This window comes from Streptococcus sp. SGI.013, from assembly GCF_050315295.1.
Taxonomy (GTDB): domain Bacteria; phylum Bacillota; class Bacilli; order Lactobacillales; family Streptococcaceae; genus Streptococcus; species Streptococcus porcorum.
In genome coordinates this window covers 99,587-121,651 of sequence record NZ_JBNPOS010000001.1, presented here as the reverse complement: position 1 = coordinate 121,651, position 22,065 = coordinate 99,587, and the positions used below count along the sequence as shown (strand labels likewise).

General features: G+C 38.3%; 22 protein-coding genes. 3 read left to right on the top strand and 19 right to left on the bottom strand.

What is annotated here, in order from left to right; translation table 11 throughout:
- The 4 genes from ACQRDX_RS00530 to metK all read right to left on the bottom strand — a co-directional run.
- The coding region (locus ACQRDX_RS00530) for a DRTGG domain-containing protein (RefSeq protein WP_427893618.1) at nucleotides 1–1,085 on the bottom strand (1,085 nt) is incomplete at its 3' end.
- Nucleotides 1,078–1,629, bottom strand: coding sequence for a GNAT family N-acetyltransferase (locus ACQRDX_RS00525; RefSeq protein ID WP_427893616.1), 552 nt, complete (start codon nucleotides 1,627–1,629; stop codon nucleotides 1,078–1,080). The genes ACQRDX_RS00525 and ACQRDX_RS00530, both read right to left, overlap by 8 nt.
- A gap of 110 nt (nucleotides 1,630–1,739) precedes the next feature.
- On the bottom strand, nucleotides 1,740–2,999 hold the full coding sequence (locus tag ACQRDX_RS00520) for a UDP-N-acetylglucosamine 1-carboxyvinyltransferase (RefSeq protein ID WP_427893614.1): 1,260 nt from the start codon (nucleotides 2,997–2,999) through the stop codon (nucleotides 1,740–1,742).
- A gap of 176 nt (nucleotides 3,000–3,175) precedes the next feature.
- The gene (metK, locus tag ACQRDX_RS00515; RefSeq protein WP_427893612.1) at nucleotides 3,176–4,363 is read right to left on the bottom strand and encodes a methionine adenosyltransferase; all 1,188 of its coding nucleotides are present in this window, start codon (nucleotides 4,361–4,363) and stop codon (nucleotides 3,176–3,178) included.
- 253 nt (nucleotides 4,364–4,616) lie between these two features.
- Between metK and birA the strand changes: the two genes are divergently transcribed.
- Nucleotides 4,617–5,549 carry a bifunctional biotin--[acetyl-CoA-carboxylase] ligase/biotin operon repressor BirA gene (gene birA, locus ACQRDX_RS00510; protein ID WP_427893610.1) on the top strand — a complete coding sequence of 311 codons (933 nt, stop codon included), beginning with the start codon at nucleotides 4,617–4,619 and terminating at the stop codon, nucleotides 5,547–5,549.
- Here the strand turns inward: birA and ACQRDX_RS00505 are convergent.
- The 11 genes from ACQRDX_RS00505 to udk form a co-directional block, all read right to left on the bottom strand.
- Nucleotides 5,536–5,724, bottom strand: coding sequence for a DUF3272 family protein (locus tag ACQRDX_RS00505; RefSeq protein WP_354369783.1), 189 nt, complete (start codon nucleotides 5,722–5,724; stop codon nucleotides 5,536–5,538). The genes birA and ACQRDX_RS00505 overlap by 14 nt on opposite strands.
- 106 nt (nucleotides 5,725–5,830) lie before the next feature.
- On the bottom strand, nucleotides 5,831–7,507 hold the full coding sequence (dnaX, locus tag ACQRDX_RS00500; RefSeq protein WP_427893607.1) for a DNA polymerase III subunit gamma/tau: 1,677 nt from the start codon (nucleotides 7,505–7,507) through the stop codon (nucleotides 5,831–5,833).
- Complete coding sequence (locus ACQRDX_RS00495; protein ID WP_427893605.1) at nucleotides 7,507–8,004, bottom strand: GAF domain-containing protein; 498 nt, start codon at nucleotides 8,002–8,004, stop codon at nucleotides 7,507–7,509. Before ACQRDX_RS00495 ends, dnaX begins: the two co-directional genes overlap by 1 nt.
- 109 nt (nucleotides 8,005–8,113) lie before the next feature.
- Complete coding sequence (locus ACQRDX_RS00490; protein ID WP_354369786.1) at nucleotides 8,114–8,899, bottom strand: L-threonylcarbamoyladenylate synthase; 786 nt, start codon at nucleotides 8,897–8,899, stop codon at nucleotides 8,114–8,116.
- A gap of 96 nt (nucleotides 8,900–8,995) precedes the next feature.
- Nucleotides 8,996–9,586, bottom strand: coding sequence for a 3-isopropylmalate dehydratase small subunit (gene leuD / locus ACQRDX_RS00485; RefSeq protein ID WP_354369787.1), 591 nt, complete (start codon nucleotides 9,584–9,586; stop codon nucleotides 8,996–8,998).
- An 8-nt stretch (nucleotides 9,587–9,594) separates the two neighbouring features.
- Complete coding sequence (gene leuC, locus ACQRDX_RS00480) at nucleotides 9,595–10,977, bottom strand: 3-isopropylmalate dehydratase large subunit (RefSeq protein ID WP_354369788.1); 1,383 nt, start codon at nucleotides 10,975–10,977, stop codon at nucleotides 9,595–9,597.
- Nucleotides 10,974–11,243, bottom strand: a complete 270-nt coding sequence (locus ACQRDX_RS00475) for a DUF1294 domain-containing protein (protein ID WP_427893630.1) — start codon at nucleotides 11,241–11,243, stop codon at nucleotides 10,974–10,976. Before ACQRDX_RS00475 ends, leuC begins: the two co-directional genes overlap by 4 nt.
- 3 nt (nucleotides 11,244–11,246) lie before the next feature.
- Complete coding sequence (gene leuB, locus ACQRDX_RS00470) at nucleotides 11,247–12,284, bottom strand: 3-isopropylmalate dehydrogenase (RefSeq protein ID WP_427893602.1); 1,038 nt, start codon at nucleotides 12,282–12,284, stop codon at nucleotides 11,247–11,249.
- A gap of 12 nt (nucleotides 12,285–12,296) precedes the next feature.
- Entirely contained in the window at nucleotides 12,297–13,865 is a 1,569-nt protein-coding gene (locus tag ACQRDX_RS00465; protein WP_427893600.1) for a 2-isopropylmalate synthase, read from the bottom strand.
- Entirely contained in the window at nucleotides 13,843–13,980 is a 138-nt protein-coding gene (locus ACQRDX_RS00460; RefSeq protein WP_427893598.1) for a hypothetical protein, read from the bottom strand. The genes ACQRDX_RS00465 and ACQRDX_RS00460 overlap by 23 nt, the downstream gene beginning before the upstream one ends.
- Nucleotides 13,981–14,171: 191 nt before the next feature.
- A complete protein-coding gene (gene udk / locus ACQRDX_RS00455) occupies nucleotides 14,172–14,798 on the bottom strand; it encodes a uridine kinase (protein WP_427893596.1) in 627 nt (208 codons plus the stop codon).
- A gap of 141 nt (nucleotides 14,799–14,939) precedes the next feature.
- Between udk and ACQRDX_RS00450 the strand changes: the two genes are divergently transcribed.
- On the top strand, nucleotides 14,940–15,920 hold the full coding sequence (locus tag ACQRDX_RS00450) for a Gfo/Idh/MocA family protein (RefSeq protein WP_427893594.1): 981 nt from the start codon (nucleotides 14,940–14,942) through the stop codon (nucleotides 15,918–15,920).
- On the top strand, nucleotides 15,913–16,995 hold the full coding sequence (locus ACQRDX_RS00445) for a DEAD/DEAH box helicase (protein WP_427893592.1): 1,083 nt from the start codon (nucleotides 15,913–15,915) through the stop codon (nucleotides 16,993–16,995). Before ACQRDX_RS00450 ends, ACQRDX_RS00445 begins: the two co-directional genes overlap by 8 nt.
- Nucleotides 16,996–17,051: 56 nt before the next feature.
- Here the strand turns inward: ACQRDX_RS00445 and ACQRDX_RS00440 are convergent, their stop codons facing one another.
- The 4 genes from ACQRDX_RS00440 to icd form a co-directional block, all read right to left on the bottom strand.
- Nucleotides 17,052–18,476, bottom strand: a complete 1,425-nt coding sequence (locus tag ACQRDX_RS00440; protein WP_354369795.1) for an NADP-dependent glyceraldehyde-3-phosphate dehydrogenase — start codon at nucleotides 18,474–18,476, stop codon at nucleotides 17,052–17,054.
- Nucleotides 18,477–18,642: 166 nt separating this feature from the next.
- The gene (ptsP, locus tag ACQRDX_RS00435) at nucleotides 18,643–20,376 is read right to left on the bottom strand and encodes a phosphoenolpyruvate--protein phosphotransferase (RefSeq protein WP_427893589.1); all 1,734 of its coding nucleotides are present in this window, start codon (nucleotides 20,374–20,376) and stop codon (nucleotides 18,643–18,645) included.
- A 4-nt stretch (nucleotides 20,377–20,380) separates the two neighbouring features.
- A complete protein-coding gene (locus ACQRDX_RS00430; RefSeq protein WP_354367292.1) occupies nucleotides 20,381–20,644 on the bottom strand; it encodes a phosphocarrier protein HPr in 264 nt (87 codons plus the stop codon).
- A gap of 224 nt (nucleotides 20,645–20,868) precedes the next feature.
- Nucleotides 20,869–22,062: an NADP-dependent isocitrate dehydrogenase gene (gene icd, locus ACQRDX_RS00425; protein WP_427893587.1), complete on the bottom strand. Its 1,194-nt coding sequence runs from the start codon at nucleotides 22,060–22,062 to the stop codon at nucleotides 20,869–20,871.
- Between the last annotated feature and the right edge of the window lie 3 nt (nucleotides 22,063–22,065).

Below are 22,065 nucleotides of genomic sequence, written 5' to 3'. Positions count from 1 at the left end.
ATCGTAATTTCTTTTAAATATTCCGTTAAAATCCCTTGAGACAAATTGCCCGTACTATCCACCATTGACGGCGTGATGGTAAACGAAAAATGAGTACTTGCATCATCTACTTTTAAATGAGAGACAATTTCCTCACTAAAAGTCGGTAAACTTTTTTCCTGGAGATTCTTTAACTCAGCCATAACCTTGCGACGCGTCACAACCCCTAACAGCTTTCCATCATTAGCGACAACTGGTAACATCTGAAAATCATCTAACAACATTTTTTGGCTAACACTAGCTAAACTAACATCAAAATAAGTTACAATAGGATTGCGAGTCATCAACTTATCAAGGGTCACACTAGCCTCTTTTCCTGTGACATCCCGCATACTAATCATCCCTACAACCATCTCATGTTGATTTAAAACAGGAAAACGCACCTGATTCAGCTTTCTGACCAACTGATGAAAATCTCTAACAGTGTCCGTTTCAAATAAATAATCTGCCTCAAATTTAGGGATTAGGATTTCTTCAACTGTCTTTAAATCTGTTTTTATACGAATATCAGACAAGGCGCTATTAATCATTCGAGCAACGGTAAAGGTGTCAAAATGACTAATCATAATTGGAATGGATAAACGATTGGCGATAGCCTTAGCTTTATCCGATACTTCAAATCCACCTGTCACTAAGATGGCATTCCCATGCTCTAAAGCAAAAATTTGAACATCTTCTCTATCGCCAACAATCAGCAACCCTGAGCTAGTCAAGTAACGACCTATATTTTCTAATGTCATAGCAGCAATGGCGAAATGACTAAATTCACGCTCTAACCCTGCATTTCCCGCCACCAAATCTGCGCTACAAACCTCTAAAATTTTAGCATAGGTCAGCTTATCAGATGATAGCTGATTTTTAGTTTGAATACGAATGGTCCCACTACGCGGACGTGTTTCAACAAGACCACGACTCTCAGCTTCTTTGATTGCTCTGTAGGCTGTTCCATCACTCACCTTCAAACGATTAGAAATTCCTCTCACACTGACACGTTTACCAACTGCCAAACCTTTTAAATAGTCTAAGATTTCTTGGTGCTTACTCATCATCCGTCACCCCAGCTCTTAACTCGTAAGTCAAGTAATTCCTTATTTTATGCGTGTAACGATCACTACCCTTGTAACTCCCCACCAGACGATAATGACATTTCTCAGCAACTCTTTTACTTGCGATGTTTTCTTTGTGAACAATAATATTTATTCTTGCTAACCGACAGGCTTTTAAACCTAAAAAAGAGATATTCTTGACACACTCCGTCATCAGTCCTTTTCCCCAGTAGTCACGTTTCAAAAAATAAGCTAATTCAGCAGAATTTTGGTTTAGATCAATCTTTTCAAACTGAACAATGCCAATTAACTCCTCTGATGCTTTCAATTCTATTCCCCATATGCCTAGAGGGGCTTTCATAAACTGTTGAACAAATAATTCATCACATTCTTGTCTAGTCTTGGGCTTTGGAAAAATAAAGGGTAACTCATCCTCAATTAACATACTGAAAAAAGAATACCGATCATCAAATCTAAGGGGTCTTAACCTAAGAACTTCTGTTTCAAAAGTGGCATACTTTGCCAATGTTAGCCAAATTGTCATGTGTTTATTATACAGGTTTTTAACGTTTTTAGTCAAATATCCCTAGAATAAAGACAAAAAGTGGTATGACTAATCATCTTATAAAAGAATCATAGTCATACCAGCTTGATTTATTCTTCAATAATATCAATATCTGCGCCTAAGGCACGTAATTTCTCAATAATGTTAGAATAACCACGTAAAATAAATTCAATATTAGTGATTTCTGTTCTTCCTTTAGCCATCAAACCTGCTGTGACTAAGGCAGCCCCTGCACGAAGATCTGTCGCTCTAACAGGAGCTCCCGTCAACTGATTTGGACCATCATAAATAATGGTTGAGCCGATTATTTTAATATTAGCACCCATACGTGCTAACTCTGGCACATGATTAACACGCTTTTCATAAATCGTATCAACTAAATTCCCACGTCCCTCAGCTTTCAATAATAAAGGGGTCACAGGCTGTTGTAAGTCCGTTGCAAAACCAGGGTAAGGAGCAGTACGGATATTAACTGGTTTTAAAGATTCTTGTTTTTCTACAAAAATACTATCTTCTTCAATTGTCATCCGAACACCCATCTCATCCAACTTCGCAATGAAACTTTCTAAATGCTCGTATAAAACATTCGTGACTCGAATCCCTTCACCCACAGCAGCAGCAAGAGCGATATATGAGCCAGCCTCGATACGATCTGGAATAACTTGATGACGCGTCGAACCTAAGTAATCAACCCCTTCAATAGTAATCACATCTGTCCCTGCACCGCGAATACGAGCTCCCATGTTATTTAATAAAGTGGCCACATCAATAATCTCAGGTTCCCTAGCAGCATTTTCAATAACAGTTTTTCCCTTTGCCTTAACAGCCGCAATCATGGTATTGATCGTAGCACCTACTGTCACAATATCAAAATAAATATGAGTTCCATGCAATTGACCACTTTCTGTAGCTAAACGCATGTTATCTCCCTCATAGGAAACTTTAGCTCCCATAGCTTCAAAAGCTTTTAAGTGCAAGTCAATTGGACGTGGCCCTAAATCACAACCACCTGGCAAACCTACAGTCGCTTCTCCAAAACGTCCCAACAAACTACCATAAAAATAATACGAAGCACGTAAACTATTGATTTTTCCATAAGGCATGGGGATATTTTTGACCCCACGAGGATCGATTTCTAGGGTTTCCCCCTCACGAATCACACGAGCTCCCATGATTTCCATAATTTCAATCAAGCTATCAACATCACTAATTGCTGGAACACCGTCTAAAATAACGATATCATCAGCTAGCAAAATAGCAGGAATTAAGGCAACCACACTATTTTTAGCACCAGATACAGCAACTTCACCTGTCAATGGTTTACCACCATTGATGACAATTTTTCTCATACTTTCTATTCTTTCATAAATAATATTTCAACCTTCTTATTGTATCATTTAGTAAACAATTTGACAAATAGAATTATCTATTTTTTACATTTTTATCACTAAAATATTACAAAAGCATGACACTCCAGAGTATCATGCTTTTTTTCTAATTAAACTAATGAAAGTAATAAATCTACTTAAAGGTAATGCTTTAAGCTATCAACCTTATCCAAACGTTCCCAAGGAAGATCAATATCCGTACGTCCCATATGACCATAAGCTGCCGTTTGCTTATAAATTGGACGCTTCAAATCAAGCATCTGAATAATACCAGCTGGACGCAAATCAAAAACTTGGCGCACAGCCGCTTCTAATTCTGACTCTGCAACCGTACCAGTCCCAAAAGTGTCTACCCTAATAGAAACCGGGTGAGCTACCCCAATGGCATAGGCAAGCTGAACTTCTGCTTTTTTAGCAAAACCTGCTGCAACAATATTTTTAGCAATATAACGCGCTGCATAAGAAGCTGATCGATCTACTTTTGTGGCATCTTTTCCTGAAAAGGCTCCTCCGCCGTGGCGCGCATAACCACCATAAGTATCAACGATAATCTTACGACCAGTTAAACCTGAGTCTCCTTGAGGACCTCCAATTACAAAACGTCCTGTAGGATTAATAAAATATTTTGTCTCCTCATCAAGATACTTTTCTGGGATAACTGCTTTAATAACCTTGTCAATCACATCTTGATGAATCTGCTCATTTGAGACTTCTGGATCATGCTGCGTGGAAATGACAACGGTATCTACACGAACGGGTTGATTATCTTCATCATACTCCACAGTAACTTGACTTTTAGCATCTGGACGAAGGTAGGCAATTTGACCAGATTTACGCAATTCTGCTAAACGACGGACCAAAGCATGACTAAGCGAAATCGGCAACGGCATCAACTCTGGCGTTTCATCTACCGCAAAACCAAACATAAGTCCTTGGTCTCCTGCCCCAATCAAATCTAATGGGTCTTGCTCCTCATTTCCACGAACCTCAAGAGCCTCATTCACCCCTTGTGCAATATCAGGTGATTGTTCCACTAAAGATGGATGCACACCTACAGCTTCTGCAGAAAAACCATACTCTCCTTTAGTATAACCAATCTCAGCAATAGTATCACGGACCACACGGTTAATATCAACATAAGCTGTGGTTGAAATCTCGCCAAAAACATGAACTGATCCTGTATAAACCACTGTCTCTGCTGCAACGTGTGCTTCTGGATCTTGCTCTAAAATAGCATCTAAAATAGCATCTGAAATTTGGTCTGCAATCTTATCTGGATGCCCCTCAGATACTGATTCAGACGTGAAAAGTTTACGTTCTGACATTTGACATGTCCCCCTTTTAAATAATAAGTCACTTAAAAATACAAATCGTCTCTGATTTTCAAGTCAGTTAAAAAGTTACAAAGCACTGATTGAGACAACAATCACCTTTTCGGGACTAATTAACTTATCCATTATATCATTGTCTTTTCAAAATAGAAAATCTTTTTAAAAATTTGACATAGTTATTTTCTATAAGCAGTCATATACTTTTTGAATAACTTGAAATCACCCAAGGTTTTGCTATACTTATCTTATGAAAACCTACGAAAAAATCTACCTTGAACTAAAACACCAATCCGATTATATCAGCGGAGAAACGTTAGCAGAAAATTTATCTGTTTCACGAACTGCAATTTGGAAAGCCATAAAAACTTTAGAAAATAAAGGACTAATGGTTGAATCCACAAAAAATAAAGGCTATAAGCTTGTCAGCGGAGATCTCTATCTTAAAGACCAATTAGAAGAACGATTAAACTTCCCTGTTCAAATCCTTGAAAAAAGTCAATCCACTCAGATCGATGCCAAAAATGGACTAGAGAAAGGAGCTCCCGCTCCTACTCTTTACTTAGCTCAAGAGCAAACAGCTGCTAAAGGAAGATTCGGTCGATCTTTCTTTACGGACAAAACAGGTGGCATCTATATGTCCTTACACCTTAAACCCAATTGCCACTATCAGGATGTGAAACCTTATACCATTATGGTAGCAAGTAGCTTGGTGAAGGCAATCTCTCGATTAACAGGTATAGAATGTGATATCAAATGGGTTAATGATATTTACTTAAATGGTAAAAAAATTGCTGGTATCTTAACAGAAGCTATTACATCAGTTGAGACAGGGCTAGTAACAGATGTCATCATCGGAGTAGGCATCAATTTCTTTATTTCTACCTTTCCTGAAAATTTATCGGAAATAGCAGATAGCCTTTTTAAAACAACTCCAGGTATTACGAGAGAAGATTTAATTTGTAGTATGTGGAACATTTTTTTTGAAACTCCTGAATATGACTTAGTGAAATACTACAAGGATAAGTCACTCGTCCTTCATCAAACCATTACTTACCTTGAACAAGAACAAGAAAAACAGGCTAAAGTATTAGACATTACCGACCGTGGAGAATTACTAATCCAAACTGGAGAAGAAAAAAAGACGCTCTCCAGTGGTGAAGTTCGCCTTATTTCTTGGTAGTCTTATCAATAGCCTTCATTACGCGACTAAGTACCAAACTCGTATAAAGTTTTCTAATCAATAAAAATGCCCAAAAGCCTGCAAAAAAATACTCTTGATCAAAGATCGCTTGGTTAAACAAATAGGTTTCTACGGCTGTACCTAAAGCAAAAATAAGAAATTGTTGTCTTGTCATGGTGACATTATAGCATAATTTCTCAAATAAAACATACCAAAAACACATTAGAAAGGGGTAAAATAGACTCCTTCTAATGTGTTTTTTCATTCATAAATTAAAAAGTCTAGCTTTCTTCCACGATAATTTTGTCAGCCAAAAAATCAAATCCTTCTGGGATAATGAAAGCTCCTTGGTCTTCTTTATGATTTTCTGTCTCACTATCTTGCTTTTGCGCTTTTAGTTGCTTAGCAAACTCTGATCGAATACGGTTGAAATCCTCTTTAGGAACTGCCATGATTTTAGGGGAGAAATCGGCCACCTTACTCATAATATTTCCAACAATTGTGTTCAAATCTTCACGACGCATAGCTTGTTCAGCATTAAATGCGGCATCAAAAGCCAAGATGGCATTGTCGCTATTTGCAAGAACAGGTTCTGATCCCAGCAAAAGAGCTCGATTTTGTGGTGAAATACTATCTAAAATTTCATTCCAAGCAGATTTTAAAGCGTCCAAATAAGCTCTAGATTGCTCACTGTCCTCCACCGTTTCTTTCATAATGGTCATAATTTTAACCTTATCAACCTTGTAGGTTACTTGTGACTTAGGTTGAGAAAGGTTAGAACTAGACTTCACTGATCCTGTTTCGAGTTTTTTTAGTGCCTGCTTTAATTCTGCGATCTCAGCTTGAAGATGGCTTAATTCTTGCGTCAACTCCTCTGTTAGACCAATATGATTTCCCTTTTCCTCTGCTAATCTGATGGTCATCATTTCTGCATAAACTTTCGGATGGGAACCATTTTTTATATCTTGCAAAGCCTTTGTGACCTCCTCAATCATGGCAAAGAGGCGTTCTTTAGGAAGTTGCAAGTTCATCTCAAACACTTGACCAGAATGGGTGTTCGTACCGCCTGTTTGAACAACTAAGAGATCTCTAAAATATTGTAGTAAGTCGGTTGCAAAACGACTCATACTTTTTCCATTCTCAAAAATGGTGTTTAAATTATCTAAGGCTGCACTTGCATCTTGCTCACGGATATGAGCAACATAATCATCTAAAGCCTTTAAGCTAATACTTCCTGTAATTTCTTCTGCTATGCTGACTTCTACACGATGATGGCGTGTTAAACTAAGTGCCTGATCCAGAATTGATAAAGCATCACGCATTCCCCCTTCAGCTCTTCTAGCAATAATTTCTAGAGCCTCTTGGTCAAAATCAATTCCTTCCTTATCAAGGATAAATGCAAGATGGTCACAAATGGCAAGAGTATTGATCGCTTTAAATTCAAAACGTTGAACACGAGATAAAATTGTTGCTGGAATTTTATGTAGTTCCGTGGTCGCTAAGATAAAAACGACATTTTCTGTTGGTTCCTCAAGCGTTTTCAAAAGAGCATTAAAAGCACCTGTGGAGAGCATATGGACCTCATCAATGATATAAACTTTATATTTTGCAACACTGGGAGCATAAGTCGATTTATCACGAATGTCTCGAATTTCATCCACACCATTATTTGAAGCGGCATCAATCTCAATCACATCCTCAAGGCTACCTTCTGTGATCGCTTGACAAATATAACAAATATTACAAGGCTCTCCTCCCACTTGATTAGGGCAGTTCATCGCTTTAGCAAATATCTTGGCAGAACTTGTTTTTCCTGTCCCTCGTGGTCCTGAAAAAAGATAGGCATGACTTATTTTTTCATTTTCTACCGCCTGACGTAGTGTAGTGGCAATTAAAGATTGCCCTACCATTTCTTCAAAGGTTTGGCTACGATACTTACGATATAAGGCTTGATACATTAACTCTCAACTCCAAACATACTAAAGTCCCATGTTGTTTTTTCCACTAGAAGTGCTACAAATTGTTCTAAATGAGCTTGGTCAAGATCGTCGTAATCTCCCACTAAATGTGAATCCAAATCCAAGACCCCTATCAATTGTCCTTCTTTTACCATTGGAACAACAATCTCGCTTCTTGCTGCTGAATCACAAGCAATATAGTTAGCATGCTTTGTCACATCATCAACAATCATAGTCTGCCTCTTTTGTGCAACCTCGCCACAAACTCCCTTTCCTAAAGCGATCCGAACACAAGAGACTCCACCTTGAAATGGTCCTAAAATCAATTCCTTTCCATCAAAAAGATAAAATCCTGTAAAAACAGAATTTGGTAGTGTTTGCTTCAAAAGAGCGCTCATATTAGATAAATTAGCTAAAGCATTACTTTCTTTCTCCAACAATAATCCTGCTTGTGCCAACATCAGTTCATAAGCATTTTTTTTATCTTGCTCTATCATTCTAGTCTCCTTAACAGTCATTCTTATCTATTATAGCAAATTTCTTTTCCACATCACATAAAAAAGAAAGATAGCCAAGGAAATCCTAGGCTACCCTTAATTGCTAATCTTAATAGTACTCCCCTTGACGGTAGTTCCATGAGTTAAAGTGATCAGATAAATGCATCATAATTTTATCGATATCTAGACCTTTACGGATCACAACTGGACATGGCTCAATAGAACGGCTACCTTCACCTTGCTCAGGGATTAGCTTACCATCTGCATCAACCATTGAAACCATAACACCTTGCTCATAGCGTGTTTCAATAGTTTTATCTGGTTGGATTGAGGCTACATAATCATCTGCTTCAATAACAAGGTCAACCTTAGATTCGATACGCTCACCGATTCCCTCAACTTTACCGCGGTTTCCTTTACCTGATGGGTTAGCTGATGAAGCATAGACCATTTTTCCTTCTTTTTCCCACATCTCTTTAGCGATTTGCTCACCTGCAACACCAAATTTGATAACAAAACATGATGTCCCACGCACATCTGTCATCAACTCCTCACGACCATCACCAAAAGCTTGAAGTTTGGCATAAGCATCTTCACGCCATGGCAAGATACAACCTAAAAGAATATCTTCATCCCAATGTTTTTGGTAAAAGGCATCAATTTCTGGTGTTAATTGAGCAAGGGCACGAAGCTCTTCCATGCTACCGCAAAGGACAACACCTGGTTTATTACGATTACGCTCTTTGGCATCAAATTTACGCTCCAAACCAGCTTTATCAGATGTCATGATGATGTAACCAACCTTAGTTGGACACACGATACATCCTCCTTCACCATTAAGAATATCAAATCCTTCTTGTGAAAGATTGCCGTCCCATTGAATGTGTTTTGTCATAATATATTCTCCATCTAAATTTCTAAGTACTTATTTATTCTATCATGTTGTTAACTGAAAATCAATCTATTTTCAGAATTTTCCAAACTATTATCTCTATTGCCAATAACTTGGACGATTTTTCTCATATTCTGCAATCAAATCTTCAAATTGCAAAGTAATCCCAATATCATCCAAACCTTCTATCAATTTTTTCTTCCAGTCAGCATCAATCTCAAATGAAAATTCTCCAACTGGTGAAATAATTTTTTGTTGAGGTAGGTCCACAGTAACCTCATCTTCTGGCGAAAGATTAGCTAATTGTTCTCTAACCTCTATAGGTTGAACAATCGGAAGCATGCCATTATTTAATTCATTATTGTAGTGAATATCACCAAAGGATCCTGCTATCACCACTTTAAAGCCATAATCTTCTAGAGCCCAAGCTGCATGTTCTCGAGACGAACCAGCACCAAAGTTATCTCCTGTAATCAAGATAGTAGCTTTTCGATAGGCCTCTTGATTAAAAATAAAATCAGGATTTTCAGTATAGTCATCATCTAGGTAGCGCCAAGAATACATCAAATACTTTCCAAAACCTTTTTTATCAATTAACTTTAAAAATTGTTTAGGAAGAAGTTGATCCGTATCGATATTATCATTCATTAAAGGGACAGTCGTTCCTTTATAGACTGTAAATTTTTCCATCTTGCCTCCTATTGCACTTCTGGTAATTGACGAACATCTACAAAGTGGCCTGCAATAGCTGCTGCTGCTGCCATCGCTGGACTACACAGATGAGTTTTTGCTCCAAAGCCTTGGCGATCTTCAAAGTTACGATTACTTGTTGAAGCACAATGCACTCCTGAAGGAACCTTATCCGGATTCATTCCTAAACACATGGAACAACCAGGATCACGCCACTCAAAACCAGCCTCTATAAAGACCTTATCAAGTCCAAGTTTCTCTGCTGCACGCTTGACAGGGCGACTTCCTGGAACCACAATGGCAGTGACATGAGGAGCAATCTTTTTCCCTTTCACAACTTTTGCTGCCAAGGCTAAATCACTCAAACGAGCATTAGTACAAGATCCTAAAAAGACATAACCAATTTCAATATCCTCTGCCTTTTGACCAGGTTTTGTTCCCATATATTCATAGGCTCTCTCATCATTCATATCTCTAATTTCTGGAAAAGCTTGATCAAAAGAAACCCCCATCGCAGGATTGGTTCCCCAAGTCACCATAGGAGCCAAAGTCGAAACATCCATTCGAATCACCTTGTCATACACAGTATCTGAATCTGATACCAGTGTTTTCCAATCGGCTACCGCCTCTTCAAAATCTTTCGGAGCGCCAGGACGACCTTTTAAATAATCAAAAGTCGTTTGATCAGGGTTCATAATTCCCATCTTAGAGCCAAATTCAATAGACATATTACAAATGGTCATCCGCTCTTCCATACTCAAGCGATCAATTGCTTCTCCAGTGTATTCAACCACATAACCAACTCCACAAGCAACTCCGTACTCAGCAATCAAAGCTAATATAAAATCTTTAGAATAAACACCTTTTTGAGGCTTTCCAGTAAACTCAACCAACATGCGTTTAGGTTTAACTTGCCAGATTGTCTGTGTTGCAAAAACATGCTCGACCTCTGAGGTACCGATACCAAAAGCAATCGCACCAAATGCTCCATGTGTCGCGGTATGACTATCCCCGCAAACGATAAATTTCCCTGGTTGTGTCTTTCCAGTTTCTGGACCAACCATATGCACAATACCCTGATTTTCAGAACCATGTGGTGCATGCTCTATCCCAAAATCCTTAACATTTTTTGCTAAAGCATCAATTTGTGCCTTGGAAATAACATCTCGAATATCATAAATGTTAACTGTTGGGACATTGTGGTCAAAAGTGCCAAAAGTTAAATCAGGGCGACGTAGTTGACGTCCTGCATCTCTTAGACCTTGAAAGGCTTGGGGACTGGTTACTTCATGTATATAATGTTGGTCCACATACATGAGTTGAGGTTCTCCTTCATTTCCTGTAATAACATGACGGTCCCATAATTTATCAAAAATCGATTTTCCACTCATTTTTTACTCCAAATCAGATATAATATCAAGCCATCTACGATAAGTCCAATATACCATGTCATAACGAAGTACCATTTTCTTGTCTTATGTCGCCATTGATAAGCGGCAAACATGGCACCCATTCCACCTAATAAAAGGCTCTCTAGTAGTAAGACTTTCTCTGGAATACGCCACTGTTTTCTTCTAGCTTTGTTCTTATCGCTAACATAAGTCATATAAACTAAAAGATTCCAAAACAGTAGGCCAATCGTCAATTGTATCGCCATCACTTATAAATTACTTATGATCGCTTGGGTCATCTCAATCGTAGTCGCTTCACCCCCAAGATCTCTCGTTAAAACGCCTTGAGCAAGAGTCTTAGCAACAGCTCCTTCAATCATCTCAGCTCCAGCTACCTCACCAAAACTTTCGCGTAACATCATTGAAACCGATAAAATCATACTAATGGGATTCGCAATTCCTTGTCCCGCAATATCTGGTGCTGAACCATGAATAGGCTCATACAAACTTGGTCCATTTTCAGAATGGCTAGCTGAAGGCATCACTCCCAATGTTCCGGGTAAAACACTGGATTCATCAGATAGGATATCACCAAATAAATTTTCAGTTACTACAACATCAAATCGAGCAGGATTAGTAATCATCATCATAGCAGCAGAATCCACTAATTGATGTTCCAAGGTAACTTCTGGGTACTCCTTTGCAACCTCTTCAGCTACTTGACGCCATAATTTTGATGTCGCTAAAACATTTTGTTTATCAATGCTAGTCACTTTTTTTCTACGACCACTAGCAATGTCAAACGCTTTTCGCATAATACGACGAATTTCATCGGCAGAATAATCATTAATATCTCTTGCGGAATCCTCATTTAAGAGATGTTCTCCAAAGTAAATCCCACCTGTCAACTCACGAACCACTACAAAATCTACCCCTTCAATTCGCTCAGGCTTTAAGGGAGAAAGGTGTTTTAAGGCATCGAAAATCTTAACTGGGCGAATATTAGCAAATAAATTCAATTCTTTACGAATCGCCAACAAGCCTTGTTCTGGACGAACAGGAGCATCATCATACTGAGGGCTACCAATAGCTGCCAATAGAATCGCATCTGCTTGCTGACTAGCAGATAAGGTGTCTTCTGGAAGGGGATGACCAACTTGATCAATCCCAGCTCCTCCAAATGCCTTTTCTTCAATACTATAATGAAAGTCAATTTTTTTAGCAACAGCAGATAGAACTTCTAAGCCTGCCGCCATAATTTCTGGGCCGATACCGTCTCCTGCTAAAGTCACAATTTTTTTTGTCATATGTCGCCTCATTTATTTATTTGGAAATTCAAGGTCTTTTTCAGATACTTTATGACCAATCTCACCAGAGTTTTCTTTTTGAACAAGTGTATTGGCATTAATGTAAGCAATTGCTCCAGCTTTTAGAACATCAAAGTCAATCCCTGAAGCATTGAAAATCGTACCAGTGTCAACATTTTCAACAGAAACCGAAACACGCGCCTGTGCATCAATGCCATCTGTAACAGCATCCATACTATAGCTAAGCAATTTCACGGTTTGGTTGAAGAATTTATCAACCGCATTATAAATCGCCTCAACCGATCCCTTACCATTGGCAATCACTTCAACCTCTTCTTGATCAATATTCACCATAATAACATCTGCAGTGACGGTATCATCAACGTTTGATGTCAACTTAAGATCTTTAAAGTGGAAGCCTTCTGGGTTTTCAATATCATTGCCTGCAACCAAGGCACGAATATCCGCATCTGTAATGTCATGTTTTTTATCTGCCAAGGCTTTAAATTTAGCAAATAATGCTGTGATTTCTGATTCCTCAAAGCCAAGATCTAGTTCTTTTAATTTTTCAACAAAGGCATGTCGTCCAGAAAGTTTACCAAGTGGCAGTGAGTTTTTCTTAACTCCAACCAATTCTGGAGTAATAATTTCATAGGTCAATGGATTTTTTAGGACGCCATCTTGATGGATACCTGATTCATGTGAAAAAGCATTTCCTCCAACAACTGCTTTATTTTTAGGAATCGCAATACCTGAAAAACGTGATACCAATTCAGCAGTATTAACAGTTTCTTTTAAGACAATTGGACTTTCAGCTTGATAATAATCCTCACGAATATTAAGGGCAACAGCCACCTCTTCAAGAGCAGCATTTCCTGCACGTTCTCCAATACCATTGATCGTCCCTTCAACACGACCTGCACCATTTTTAACCGCAGCAAGCGTATTAGCAACAGCCATACCAAGATCATTGTGACAATGTGGGCTAAAGATGATCTGACGTTCAGATTTCACATTTTCAATTAGATATTTAAAAATATGGCCATATTCTTCAGGTGTGGTGAAACCAACTGTGTCAGGGATATTGATGTAAGTTGCTCCAGCATCTACAGCGGTTTGCACTACTTGTAAAAGATAATCTAACTCTGTTCGTGTCGCATCTTCAGGTGAAAATTCCACTACCTCAAATTTAGAACGCGCATAAGACACATGCTCTGTGATAAGTTGCAAAATTTCTTCCTTAGATTTTTTTAGTTTAAATTCTCGATGAATAGGGCTAGTTGCAATAAACACATGAATTTGTGGGAATTTTGCATCTTTAATCGCCTCATAGCAGGCATCAATATCAGATTTAACTGATCGAGCAAGGCCTGATACTGCAGTTGTTGTCATAGCCGCTGCAATCTGTTTCACTGCTTCAAAAGAATCTGGACTAGCTGCTGGAAAACCAGCTTCAATTGACGAAATCCCCCACTTTTCCAGCTGTTTGGCAATAGCAACTTTTTCTTTAATCGAAAAGTTGACACCTGGGGTTTGCTCTCCATCACGAAGAGTTGTATCAAGAAATTCCACTTTGTGCATAAGAATACCACTTTCTAAAATCTAATAAAATAAAAAACATCTCCCGGAAAACCAGCGAGATGTTTTTCTCTATCCCGCTTGGTAAGCCAAACAGGACTAATGCAATTTCCAGCATTAGCCCTCCTGTCGCAACAACAATGTAAATGAAATTGTTTGAATAGACATTTGACTTTTCCTCTCGATGTAATAATTATTAATATAATACCTTCTTTTTTTTTAATTGTCAATAAATAATTGCTTATTAATGCAAATTTTCTGAAAAATCTGTCAACATCTGGAAATAGAAAAAGAGGGGGAAATCCCCTCTTACTTCTCATTTAAGATACTAGCGACTTTTGTATTGATTAAATCAATCGCAACTACATTACTAACGCCTTCTGGAATGACAATATCTGCATAACGTTTTGTTGGTTCAATAAATTGATGGTACATAGGCTTTACCACACTGGTATATTGCTCAATGATACTATCCAAACTACGACCACGCTCTAACATGTCGCGCTTTATACGTCGGATGATGCGAATATCATCATCTGTATCAACAAAAATCTTAATGTCCATCAAATCACGAAGGCGTTTGTCTTCCATGACTAAAATCCCTTCGATAATAAAAACATCCTGAGGTTCCTGACGATAAGTCTTTTCACTACGCGTATGCTGGGTATAATCATAAATAGGAATATCAACTGGACAGCCTTCAATCAACTCTTTTAGTTGTTCAATCATAAAATCAGTATCAAAAGCCAAAGGATGATCATAATTAGTCTTAATACGTTCATCAAAGGTCAAATGATCTTGATTTTTATAGTAAGAATCATGTTCAATCATAGCAATTTTAGCATCTGGAAAATTAGCTAAGATTGCCTGGGAAACACTTGTTTTCCCTCCACCAGATCCACCTGTAACACCAATGATAATAGGTTTTTTGCGCATTATTTTCTCCATTTAAAAAACTGTCTTTCTGAACTATTCTACACTATTTTTAGAAATTTGACCACCTATAAAGAACAGAACATCAGAACAAGGTGTATTTATGTTATAATAGAGTAAACGTTAGGGAAATGAGGCTACAACATGTTAAAACTTGGTATCATTGGAACAGGAAGTATCTCCCATCATTTTATCGAAGCTTGTCGCCTTTCAGGCGCTTATCAATTAGTCGCTGTCTATTCTCGACATCAGGAAACGGCTGAAACTTTTATCACAAATTATTCAAATTGTGACACTTTTACAGATTTAAGGGAATTTCTAACCAGTGATCTTGACATCATCTATATCGCAAGCCCGAATTCCATTCATTTTGAACAAGCTAAGGCTGCCATCAAAGCAAAAAAACATGTGATTGTTGAAAAACCAGCGTTTTCAACACCAAAAGAACTCCAAGAGATTCTTCAATTGGCTAAAGATAATCACGTTTTTTTCTTTGAAGCCGCAAGAAATATCCATGAAAAAGCTCTTGAAACCGTTAAACTGTTTCTATCTCATAAAACCATTATCGGAGCAAGCTTCAATTATGCTAAATATTCTTCAAAAATGAAAGCCCTACTAAATGGTGAGCATCCAAACATTTTTTCCTCTAAATTTTCAGGAGGGGCCCTAGCTGACTTAGGTGTTTATCCCATCTATGCTGCTATTTATTTATTTGGAAAACCACTTTTAGCAAACTATACGGCGAGCTTACTTGATTCTGGAGTTGATATCAATGGTGATGGTAACCTTATTTACCCAGACTTTCGTGTTAGCATCAAGACAGGTAAAAACTATGAGACTACCTTACCTGCAGAAATCTATACAACAGATGGAACGCTTATTCTGAATCACATCCAAGCAATTAGCTCGGTAACTTTTAAAAAACACGATGGGGCTTGTGAAGAGCTCTCCCTTAACAACCTCCAGCATCCTATGCTAGAAGAAGTCATTTGTTTTTCCAATATTATCAAATCAAATGACCTAACACACTATCACTCCTTATTAGAGCTGGCTCAAGGAGTCAGCCACACCCTTTTTACCATGCGACAAGATGCTGGTATTAGATTTGAGGCAGATTATGATTAACCAATTTCCTAAAGTCTGGCAAGACCAGATGGCGCAATTCAATTTTGACACCTTCACTCCTATCCAAACAAATGCATTTGATCCCATTACATCTGGAGATAACCTACTTGGGATTAGTCCTACAGGAACAGGTAAAACCCTTGCTTATTTATGGCCAAGTCTCTTAAAACTGAAGCCTAAAAAATCACAACAACTCCTTATCCTAGCTCCTAATACAGAGCTGGCTGGTCAAATTTTTGAGGTAACCAAATTATGGGCCGACCCTCTAGGATTGGTAGCACAGCTTTTCTTATCTGGCTCTAGTCAAAAAAGACAAATTGAACGCCTAAAAAAGGGACCTGAAATTCTCATTGGTACTCCTGGACGTGTGTTCGAGTTGATTAAACTTAAAAAAATTAAAATGATGAATGTAGATACCATCGTTTTGGATGAATTTGATGAACTCCTCAGTGAGTCACAGTTCCATTTTGTGGATAATATCTTAAGACGGGTTCCACGTGAACATCAACTCATCTACATGAGTGCAACCTCTAAAATCGATCAAACTAAACTCGCAGAAAATACAATTAAAATTGATGTTAGCAATCAAGAAGAGAGCCAAACCAAACACTATTATATGTTGCTAGATAAACGCGAACGTTTAGAATTGTTAAGAAAATTCTCCAATATATCTGATTTTCGTGCCCTTGTTTTCTTTAATAGTTTATCAGATTTAGGAGCAGCTGAGGAGCGTTTGCAATTTGCTAATAGCAATGCTGTATCTCTTGCTAGTGATATTAATGTCAAGTTTAGAAAAGTTATTATTGAAAAATTTAAGAACCATCAATTATCGCTTCTTTTAGCTACTGACCTTGTCGCTAGAGGAATTGATGTGGATAACTTAGAATATGTCATCAATTTTGAAGTTCCTAGAGATAAAGAAGCCTATACCCATCGCGCTGGTCGTACAGGACGAATGGGAAAAGATGGTATCGTTATTACTTTTGTTACTCATAAAGAAGAATTAAAGCAACTTAAAAAATATGCTACCGTCAAGGAAGTAAAATTGAAAAACCAACAACTTTTTATTTTGTAACTCCAATAAAAAACTTCTATCCTTTCAAGGATAGAAGTTTTTTTGATTTATAATGATTATTGAATATCAAAGACCACTGATTTGACACGAGTCATTGCTTCAATTGAGTAACGGATACCTTGTGTACCAGCACCTGAACCTTTAACACCCAAGAATGGGAAGTTATCTGTTCCACGTTGTGTTTTGTTGTTGATATGCACTGTACCAACTTCAAGTTTCTCTGCAATTGCAAAAGCTTTAGGGAAATCTTGAGTAAAGACTGCTGATTGTAGCCCAAACTCTGACTTGTTCGCAATTTCAATAGCTTCTTCAACTGATTTCACACGAATAATTGGAAGAACTGGACCAAATGGCTCTTCCCAAGCAACACGCATATCTGTTGTAACATGGTCAAATAAAGTTGGCCATAGAAGGTTGCCTTCACGTTTGAATGGTGTTAATTCAGTAGCACCTTTCTCTTGGGCATCGCGAACCAAACCTTCAATGTAATCTGCTGAACCTGAATCAATAACAGGAGTAATATCTGCGTTATCAAACGGATCTCCAACAGTTAGTTTTTCAACTTCTGCTTTAATCAATCCTGCAAGCTCATCTGCTACACTTTCAAGGACAAGAACACGCTTAATCGCAGTACAACGCTGACCTGAGTAGCTAAGCGCCCCACCAACAATATCTTTAGCAGTTTTAGCAAGATCAGCATCTTCAAGAACGATAGCCGCATCCTTACCACCAAGTTCCAACATAATAGGACGCATACCAGCCATCTTACCGATACGCTCACCAATTGGTGTTGAGCCTGTAAAGTTGATGAAATCAACTGCTTTATGCTCATTGAGGTAATCTCCAATTTCAGAACCTTTACCAGTGATAGTATTAAAGACACCAGCAGGTAATCCTGCTTCTGCAAAAGCCTCAGCTAAGAGAAGACCTGAAATTGAACCTTGTGTTGGTGGTTTAAAGGCAACAACGTTTCCTCCAATAAGAGCAGGTGCAATCTTAGAACCTGAAAGGTTTACTGGGTAGTTAAATGGAGCAATCGCAAGTACCAAACCAACTGGTTCACGACGAACAACCGCAATTTTTTTCTTGCTTGCTGCTTCAAAACTTCCACCTTCAAGGACTTCACCTGATAAACGGACACCTTCTTCAGCTGCATAACGAATAAGATCTGCTGTACGTACAACTTCTGAGATAGCAGCCTTGATACCTTTAGAGACTTCTTTTGCAAGAATAGTACCGATTTTTTCTTGGTCACGTTCTAAGATATCTGCTACCTTGTGTAAATAAGCGGCACGCTCAACATAAGAAAGTGCTCGCCAAGCTGGAAGGGCTTTTTTAGCTGACTCATAAGCATAATCTACTTCCTCACGGCTCATAGCAGGTACAGAACCTAGCTCTTCACCATTAGCAGGAGCATATATTTTAATTTCGTTTTCAGAAAGTTTCCACTCTCCGTTGACATAGTTTTTATATTGTGTCATTAGGACTCTCCTTTAATGATAGTAAGACTATTTTATCATTTTAAATATATTTTTCAAGGTTTTGCTACACTAAAATTCAGAAAATTTTGACATAAACTGCAAGAAGTAACTTTTTTGATCAGAATAACAAGAAAACAAGACTAATAGCCTTGTTCTCTCTTAATTTTTAATCAAAGTTAACGTATTCTTTTTGAAGTTCAAGAACTTCTTCTGCTGTTGCGCATTCTGTCAATGCACGGTTTGCATATTCTTGCATTCTAGCAGTGTCAAGTTTCTTCATAAGGCTACGCGTACGAAGAACTGATGTAGCACTCATAGAGAACTCATCAAGTCCCATTCCGACAAGAAGTGGCACAGCTTGTTGGTCACCAGCCATCTCACCACACATACCAGCCCATTTACCTTCAGCATGTGCTGCTTTGATAACGTTGTTGATCAAGCGAAGGATAGAAGGGTTGTATGGTTGGTAAAGGTATGATACTTGTTCGTTCATACGGTCTGCAGCCATTGTGTATTGGATAAGGTCGTTTGTACCAATTGAGAAGAAGTCAACTTCTTTGGCAAATTGGTCTGCAAGCATGGCTGCTGCAGGAATCTCAATCATGATACCCACTTGAATATTATCTGAAACTGCTACACCTTCAGCTTTAAGATTCGCTTTTTCTTCTTCAAGGATAGCTTTTGCTGCACGGAATTCTGTCAACAAGGCAACCATTGGGAACATGATACGAAGTTGACCATGTACTGATGCACGAAGAAGGGCACGCAATTGCGTACGGAACATTTGATTACCAGTTTCAGAAATAGAGATACGAAGGGCACGGAAACCAAGGAATGGGTTCATTTCGTGTGGAAGGTCGAAGTAAGGAAGTTCTTTATCCCCACCGATATCCATTGTACGAACCACAACTGGTTTACCATTCATGCCTTCAAGAACAGCCTTGTAAGCTTCGTATTGCTCATCTTCTGTTGGGAAATCTTGTGAGTCCATGTACAAGAACTCTGTACGATAAAGTCCAACAGCTTCTGCACCGTTATTGTTGACCCCTTCAACATCTTTAGGTGTACCGATATTAGCAGCTAATTCAAAGTGTTTGCCATCAGCTGTAACAGTTTGTGCATCTTTAAGAAGTGCCCACTCTGCTTTTTGCTTAGCATAAGCTTCACCTGCTGCTTTAAATTCTGCAATTTGCTCTTCTGTTGGGTTGATAATCACCTCACCAGTGATACCGTTAACCGCTAAAACATCCCCTGATTTTACAATTTCTGTGATGTTGTTTGTACCAAGTACCGCTGCAATCTCAAGGGTACGCGCCATGATAGCTGAGTGACTTGTACGGCCACCAATGTTTGTTACAAAAGCTTTAACGAAGTTTGCATCTAATTGTGCTGTATCTGATGGTGTCAAATCGTGTGCAATCACAATTGACTCTTCATCAATCGTTGCTGGGTTTGGTAATTTTACACCAAGAAGGTGAGAAAGAACACGTTTAGCAACGTCACGGATATCTGCTGCACGCTCTTGCATATATGGATTATCTTCCATACCTTCAAAGAGGGCAACAAACATATCTGTTACTTCTTTAAGTCCTGCTTCAGCATTAACTTGTTTGGCACGAATCGTTTCTTTGATCTGACCAATCATTTCTGGGTCAGCAAGAACCATTAAGTGAGCGTCAAATACTTGTGCCGCTTCTTCTCCAAGCGTACCTACTGCTTTTTCACGGATAACAGAAAGCTCGTTTTGTGAAGCCTCGAGGGCTGCATCCAAACGAGCTTCTTCTGCATTTGTATCATTGACTGAAACAGTCTCAAATGACAAATCCGGTTGAACAAGTAGATATGCTTTAGCAACAGCAACACCATCAGATGCCGCAATTCCTTTAAGCATTTCTGTCATAGTCTTATGCCAATCCTTCTTTTGTCATTGTTTCTGCGATAGCTGCGATAGCATCATCAGCATCTGCACCTTCAGCGTTAATAGTAACGTCAGCACCTTGGCCAACACCAAGACTCATAACACCCATGATTGATTTAAGGTTAACTGCTTTACCTTTGTAGTCAAGAGTGATATCTGAAGCAAATTTGCTAGCTGTTTGAACAAGCAAAGTAGCTGGACGTGCGTGAATACCTGTTTCTGCAACGATGTGGAAATCTTTTGAAGCCATGTTATGGTTCTCCTTTTTTCTGTTTGAATTTTTAGGTTTTCATAAAATGATAACCCTTACAATGCTATATTATACCATAGTGCTATTTGCTTTTCAAGGTAAAAACATTGTTTTAGGAAAAAAACTGAAATCCCTTTCCTGATTTTCACATTTTTCTACTATATAATTTCTCGTTTTGACGCAAATATGCTAATGTTCAATAATAACATTAGCATATTAATCGCTTATTCTATTGAATTATGGATGTTTTCTATTAATTTTTGGCAAAATTGGCTTGTTGTTAGCCCTGTTCCTTTTGACAACTGACTGGCAAAATCAGAAGTAACATCTTGATTGAGAAAAGCTTGTCCGATTGCTCCTGTCACTAGATCTGACGCTTCACTCCATCCAATATATTCTAAGAGCATACAGGCAGAAAGAAGAAGGGAACATGGATTTGCCAAATCTTTACCAGCAATATCTGGAGCTGTCCCGTGGGTCGCTTCAAAAATAGCATGTCCTGTTTGATAGTTAATATTAGCCCCTGGAGAAATACCTATTCCCCCAACTTGAGCTGCTAAAGCATCACTAGCGTAGTCACCGTTTAAATTAGTTAAAGCAACCACTTGATATTGATCTGGGTTTAATAAGATTTGTTGTAGGAAATTATCAGCAATCACATCTGTTATCTCAAGCTGTCCTTTTGCCAGCTCTGTTGAATATTCTCTTTCTGCTAATTCATATCCCCAACGTCTAAAGCCACCTTCTGTGAATTTTTGGATATTCCCTTTATGAACAAGAGTGACCTTAGATAAACCATGAGCTAGGGCGTAATCAATCGCTGAACGGATCAAACGCTCCGATCCTTCTTTTGAGATGGGCTTAATTCCAATACTTGAGCTTTTAGGAAAACGAATACGATCGACACCCATTTCTTCTTGTAAAAATGAAATCAGTTTTTCAACTTCTTCTGTTCCCTCTTCCCACTCAATCCCTGCATAAATATCTTCTGTATTCTCACGAAAGATGGTTATATTGGTTTTTTCAGGCTCCTTTAAAGGACTAGGGACTCCCTTAAAATAGCGAATTGGTCGAACACAGGCATAAAGGTCTAACTCTTGACGAAGCGCGACATTCAAAGAACGCCGTCCTCCACCGACTGGTGTTTCTAAAGGTCCTTTAATTGCAACCAAATATTCAGAAATAGTCTTCAGTGTTTCATTAGGCAACCAGTCTCCTGTTTGCTCAAAGGCCTTTTTACCTGCGAGTAACTCTTTCCAAGTTATTCGCCGTTTATTTTTGTAAGCTTTTTCGATAGCTACATCCAAGACCTCTTTTGCATTTTTCCAAATATCCACTCCAACACCATCACCTTCAATATAAGGAATTGTAAGAGTATCAGGGACAAGTAGGTGATTGTTTTTCATTTCAATTTTCATATG

What these genes read in the sequence shown, in the direction of transcription:
- ACQRDX_RS00525 (WP_427893616.1), bottom strand. Translation starts at nt 1,629, where the DNA reads ATGACAATTTGGCTAACATTGGCAAAGTATGCCACTTTTGAAACAGAA.
- ACQRDX_RS00520 (WP_427893614.1), bottom strand. Translation starts at nt 2,999, where the DNA reads ATGAGAAAAATTGTCATCAATGGTGGTAAACCATTGACAGGTGAAGTT.
- metK (WP_427893612.1), bottom strand. Translation starts at nt 4,363, where the DNA reads ATGTCAGAACGTAAACTTTTCACGTCTGAATCAGTATCTGAGGGGCAT.
- birA (WP_427893610.1), top strand. Translation starts at nt 4,617, where the DNA reads ATGAAAACCTACGAAAAAATCTACCTTGAACTAAAACACCAATCCGAT.
- ACQRDX_RS00505 (WP_354369783.1), bottom strand. Translation starts at nt 5,724, where the DNA reads ATGACAAGACAACAATTTCTTATTTTTGCTTTAGGTACAGCCGTAGAA.
- dnaX (WP_427893607.1), bottom strand. Translation starts at nt 7,507, where the DNA reads ATGTATCAAGCCTTATATCGTAAGTATCGTAGCCAAACCTTTGAAGAA.
- ACQRDX_RS00495 (WP_427893605.1), bottom strand. Translation starts at nt 8,004, where the DNA reads ATGATAGAGCAAGATAAAAAAAATGCTTATGAACTGATGTTGGCACAA.
- ACQRDX_RS00490 (WP_354369786.1), bottom strand. Translation starts at nt 8,899, where the DNA reads ATGACAAAACACATTCAATGGGACGGCAATCTTTCACAAGAAGGATTT.
- leuD (WP_354369787.1), bottom strand. Translation starts at nt 9,586, where the DNA reads ATGGAAAAATTTACAGTCTATAAAGGAACGACTGTCCCTTTAATGAAT.
- leuC (WP_354369788.1), bottom strand. Translation starts at nt 10,977, where the DNA reads ATGAGTGGAAAATCGATTTTTGATAAATTATGGGACCGTCATGTTATT.
- ACQRDX_RS00475 (WP_427893630.1), bottom strand. Translation starts at nt 11,243, where the DNA reads ATGGCGATACAATTGACGATTGGCCTACTGTTTTGGAATCTTTTAGTT.
- leuB (WP_427893602.1), bottom strand. Translation starts at nt 12,284, where the DNA reads ATGACAAAAAAAATTGTGACTTTAGCAGGAGACGGTATCGGCCCAGAA.
- ACQRDX_RS00465 (WP_427893600.1), bottom strand. Translation starts at nt 13,865, where the DNA reads ATGCACAAAGTGGAATTTCTTGATACAACTCTTCGTGATGGAGAGCAA.
- ACQRDX_RS00460 (WP_427893598.1), bottom strand. Translation starts at nt 13,980, where the DNA reads ATGCTGGAAATTGCATTAGTCCTGTTTGGCTTACCAAGCGGGATAGAG.
- udk (WP_427893596.1), bottom strand. Translation starts at nt 14,798, where the DNA reads ATGCGCAAAAAACCTATTATCATTGGTGTTACAGGTGGATCTGGTGGA.
- ACQRDX_RS00450 (WP_427893594.1), top strand. Translation starts at nt 14,940, where the DNA reads ATGTTAAAACTTGGTATCATTGGAACAGGAAGTATCTCCCATCATTTT.
- ACQRDX_RS00445 (WP_427893592.1), top strand. Translation starts at nt 15,913, where the DNA reads ATGATTAACCAATTTCCTAAAGTCTGGCAAGACCAGATGGCGCAATTC.
- ACQRDX_RS00440 (WP_354369795.1), bottom strand. Translation starts at nt 18,476, where the DNA reads ATGACACAATATAAAAACTATGTCAACGGAGAGTGGAAACTTTCTGAA.
- ptsP (WP_427893589.1), bottom strand. Translation starts at nt 20,376, where the DNA reads ATGACAGAAATGCTTAAAGGAATTGCGGCATCTGATGGTGTTGCTGTT.
- ACQRDX_RS00430 (WP_354367292.1), bottom strand. Translation starts at nt 20,644, where the DNA reads ATGGCTTCAAAAGATTTCCACATCGTTGCAGAAACAGGTATTCACGCA.
- icd (WP_427893587.1), bottom strand. Translation starts at nt 22,062, where the DNA reads ATGAAAATTGAAATGAAAAACAATCACCTACTTGTCCCTGATACTCTT.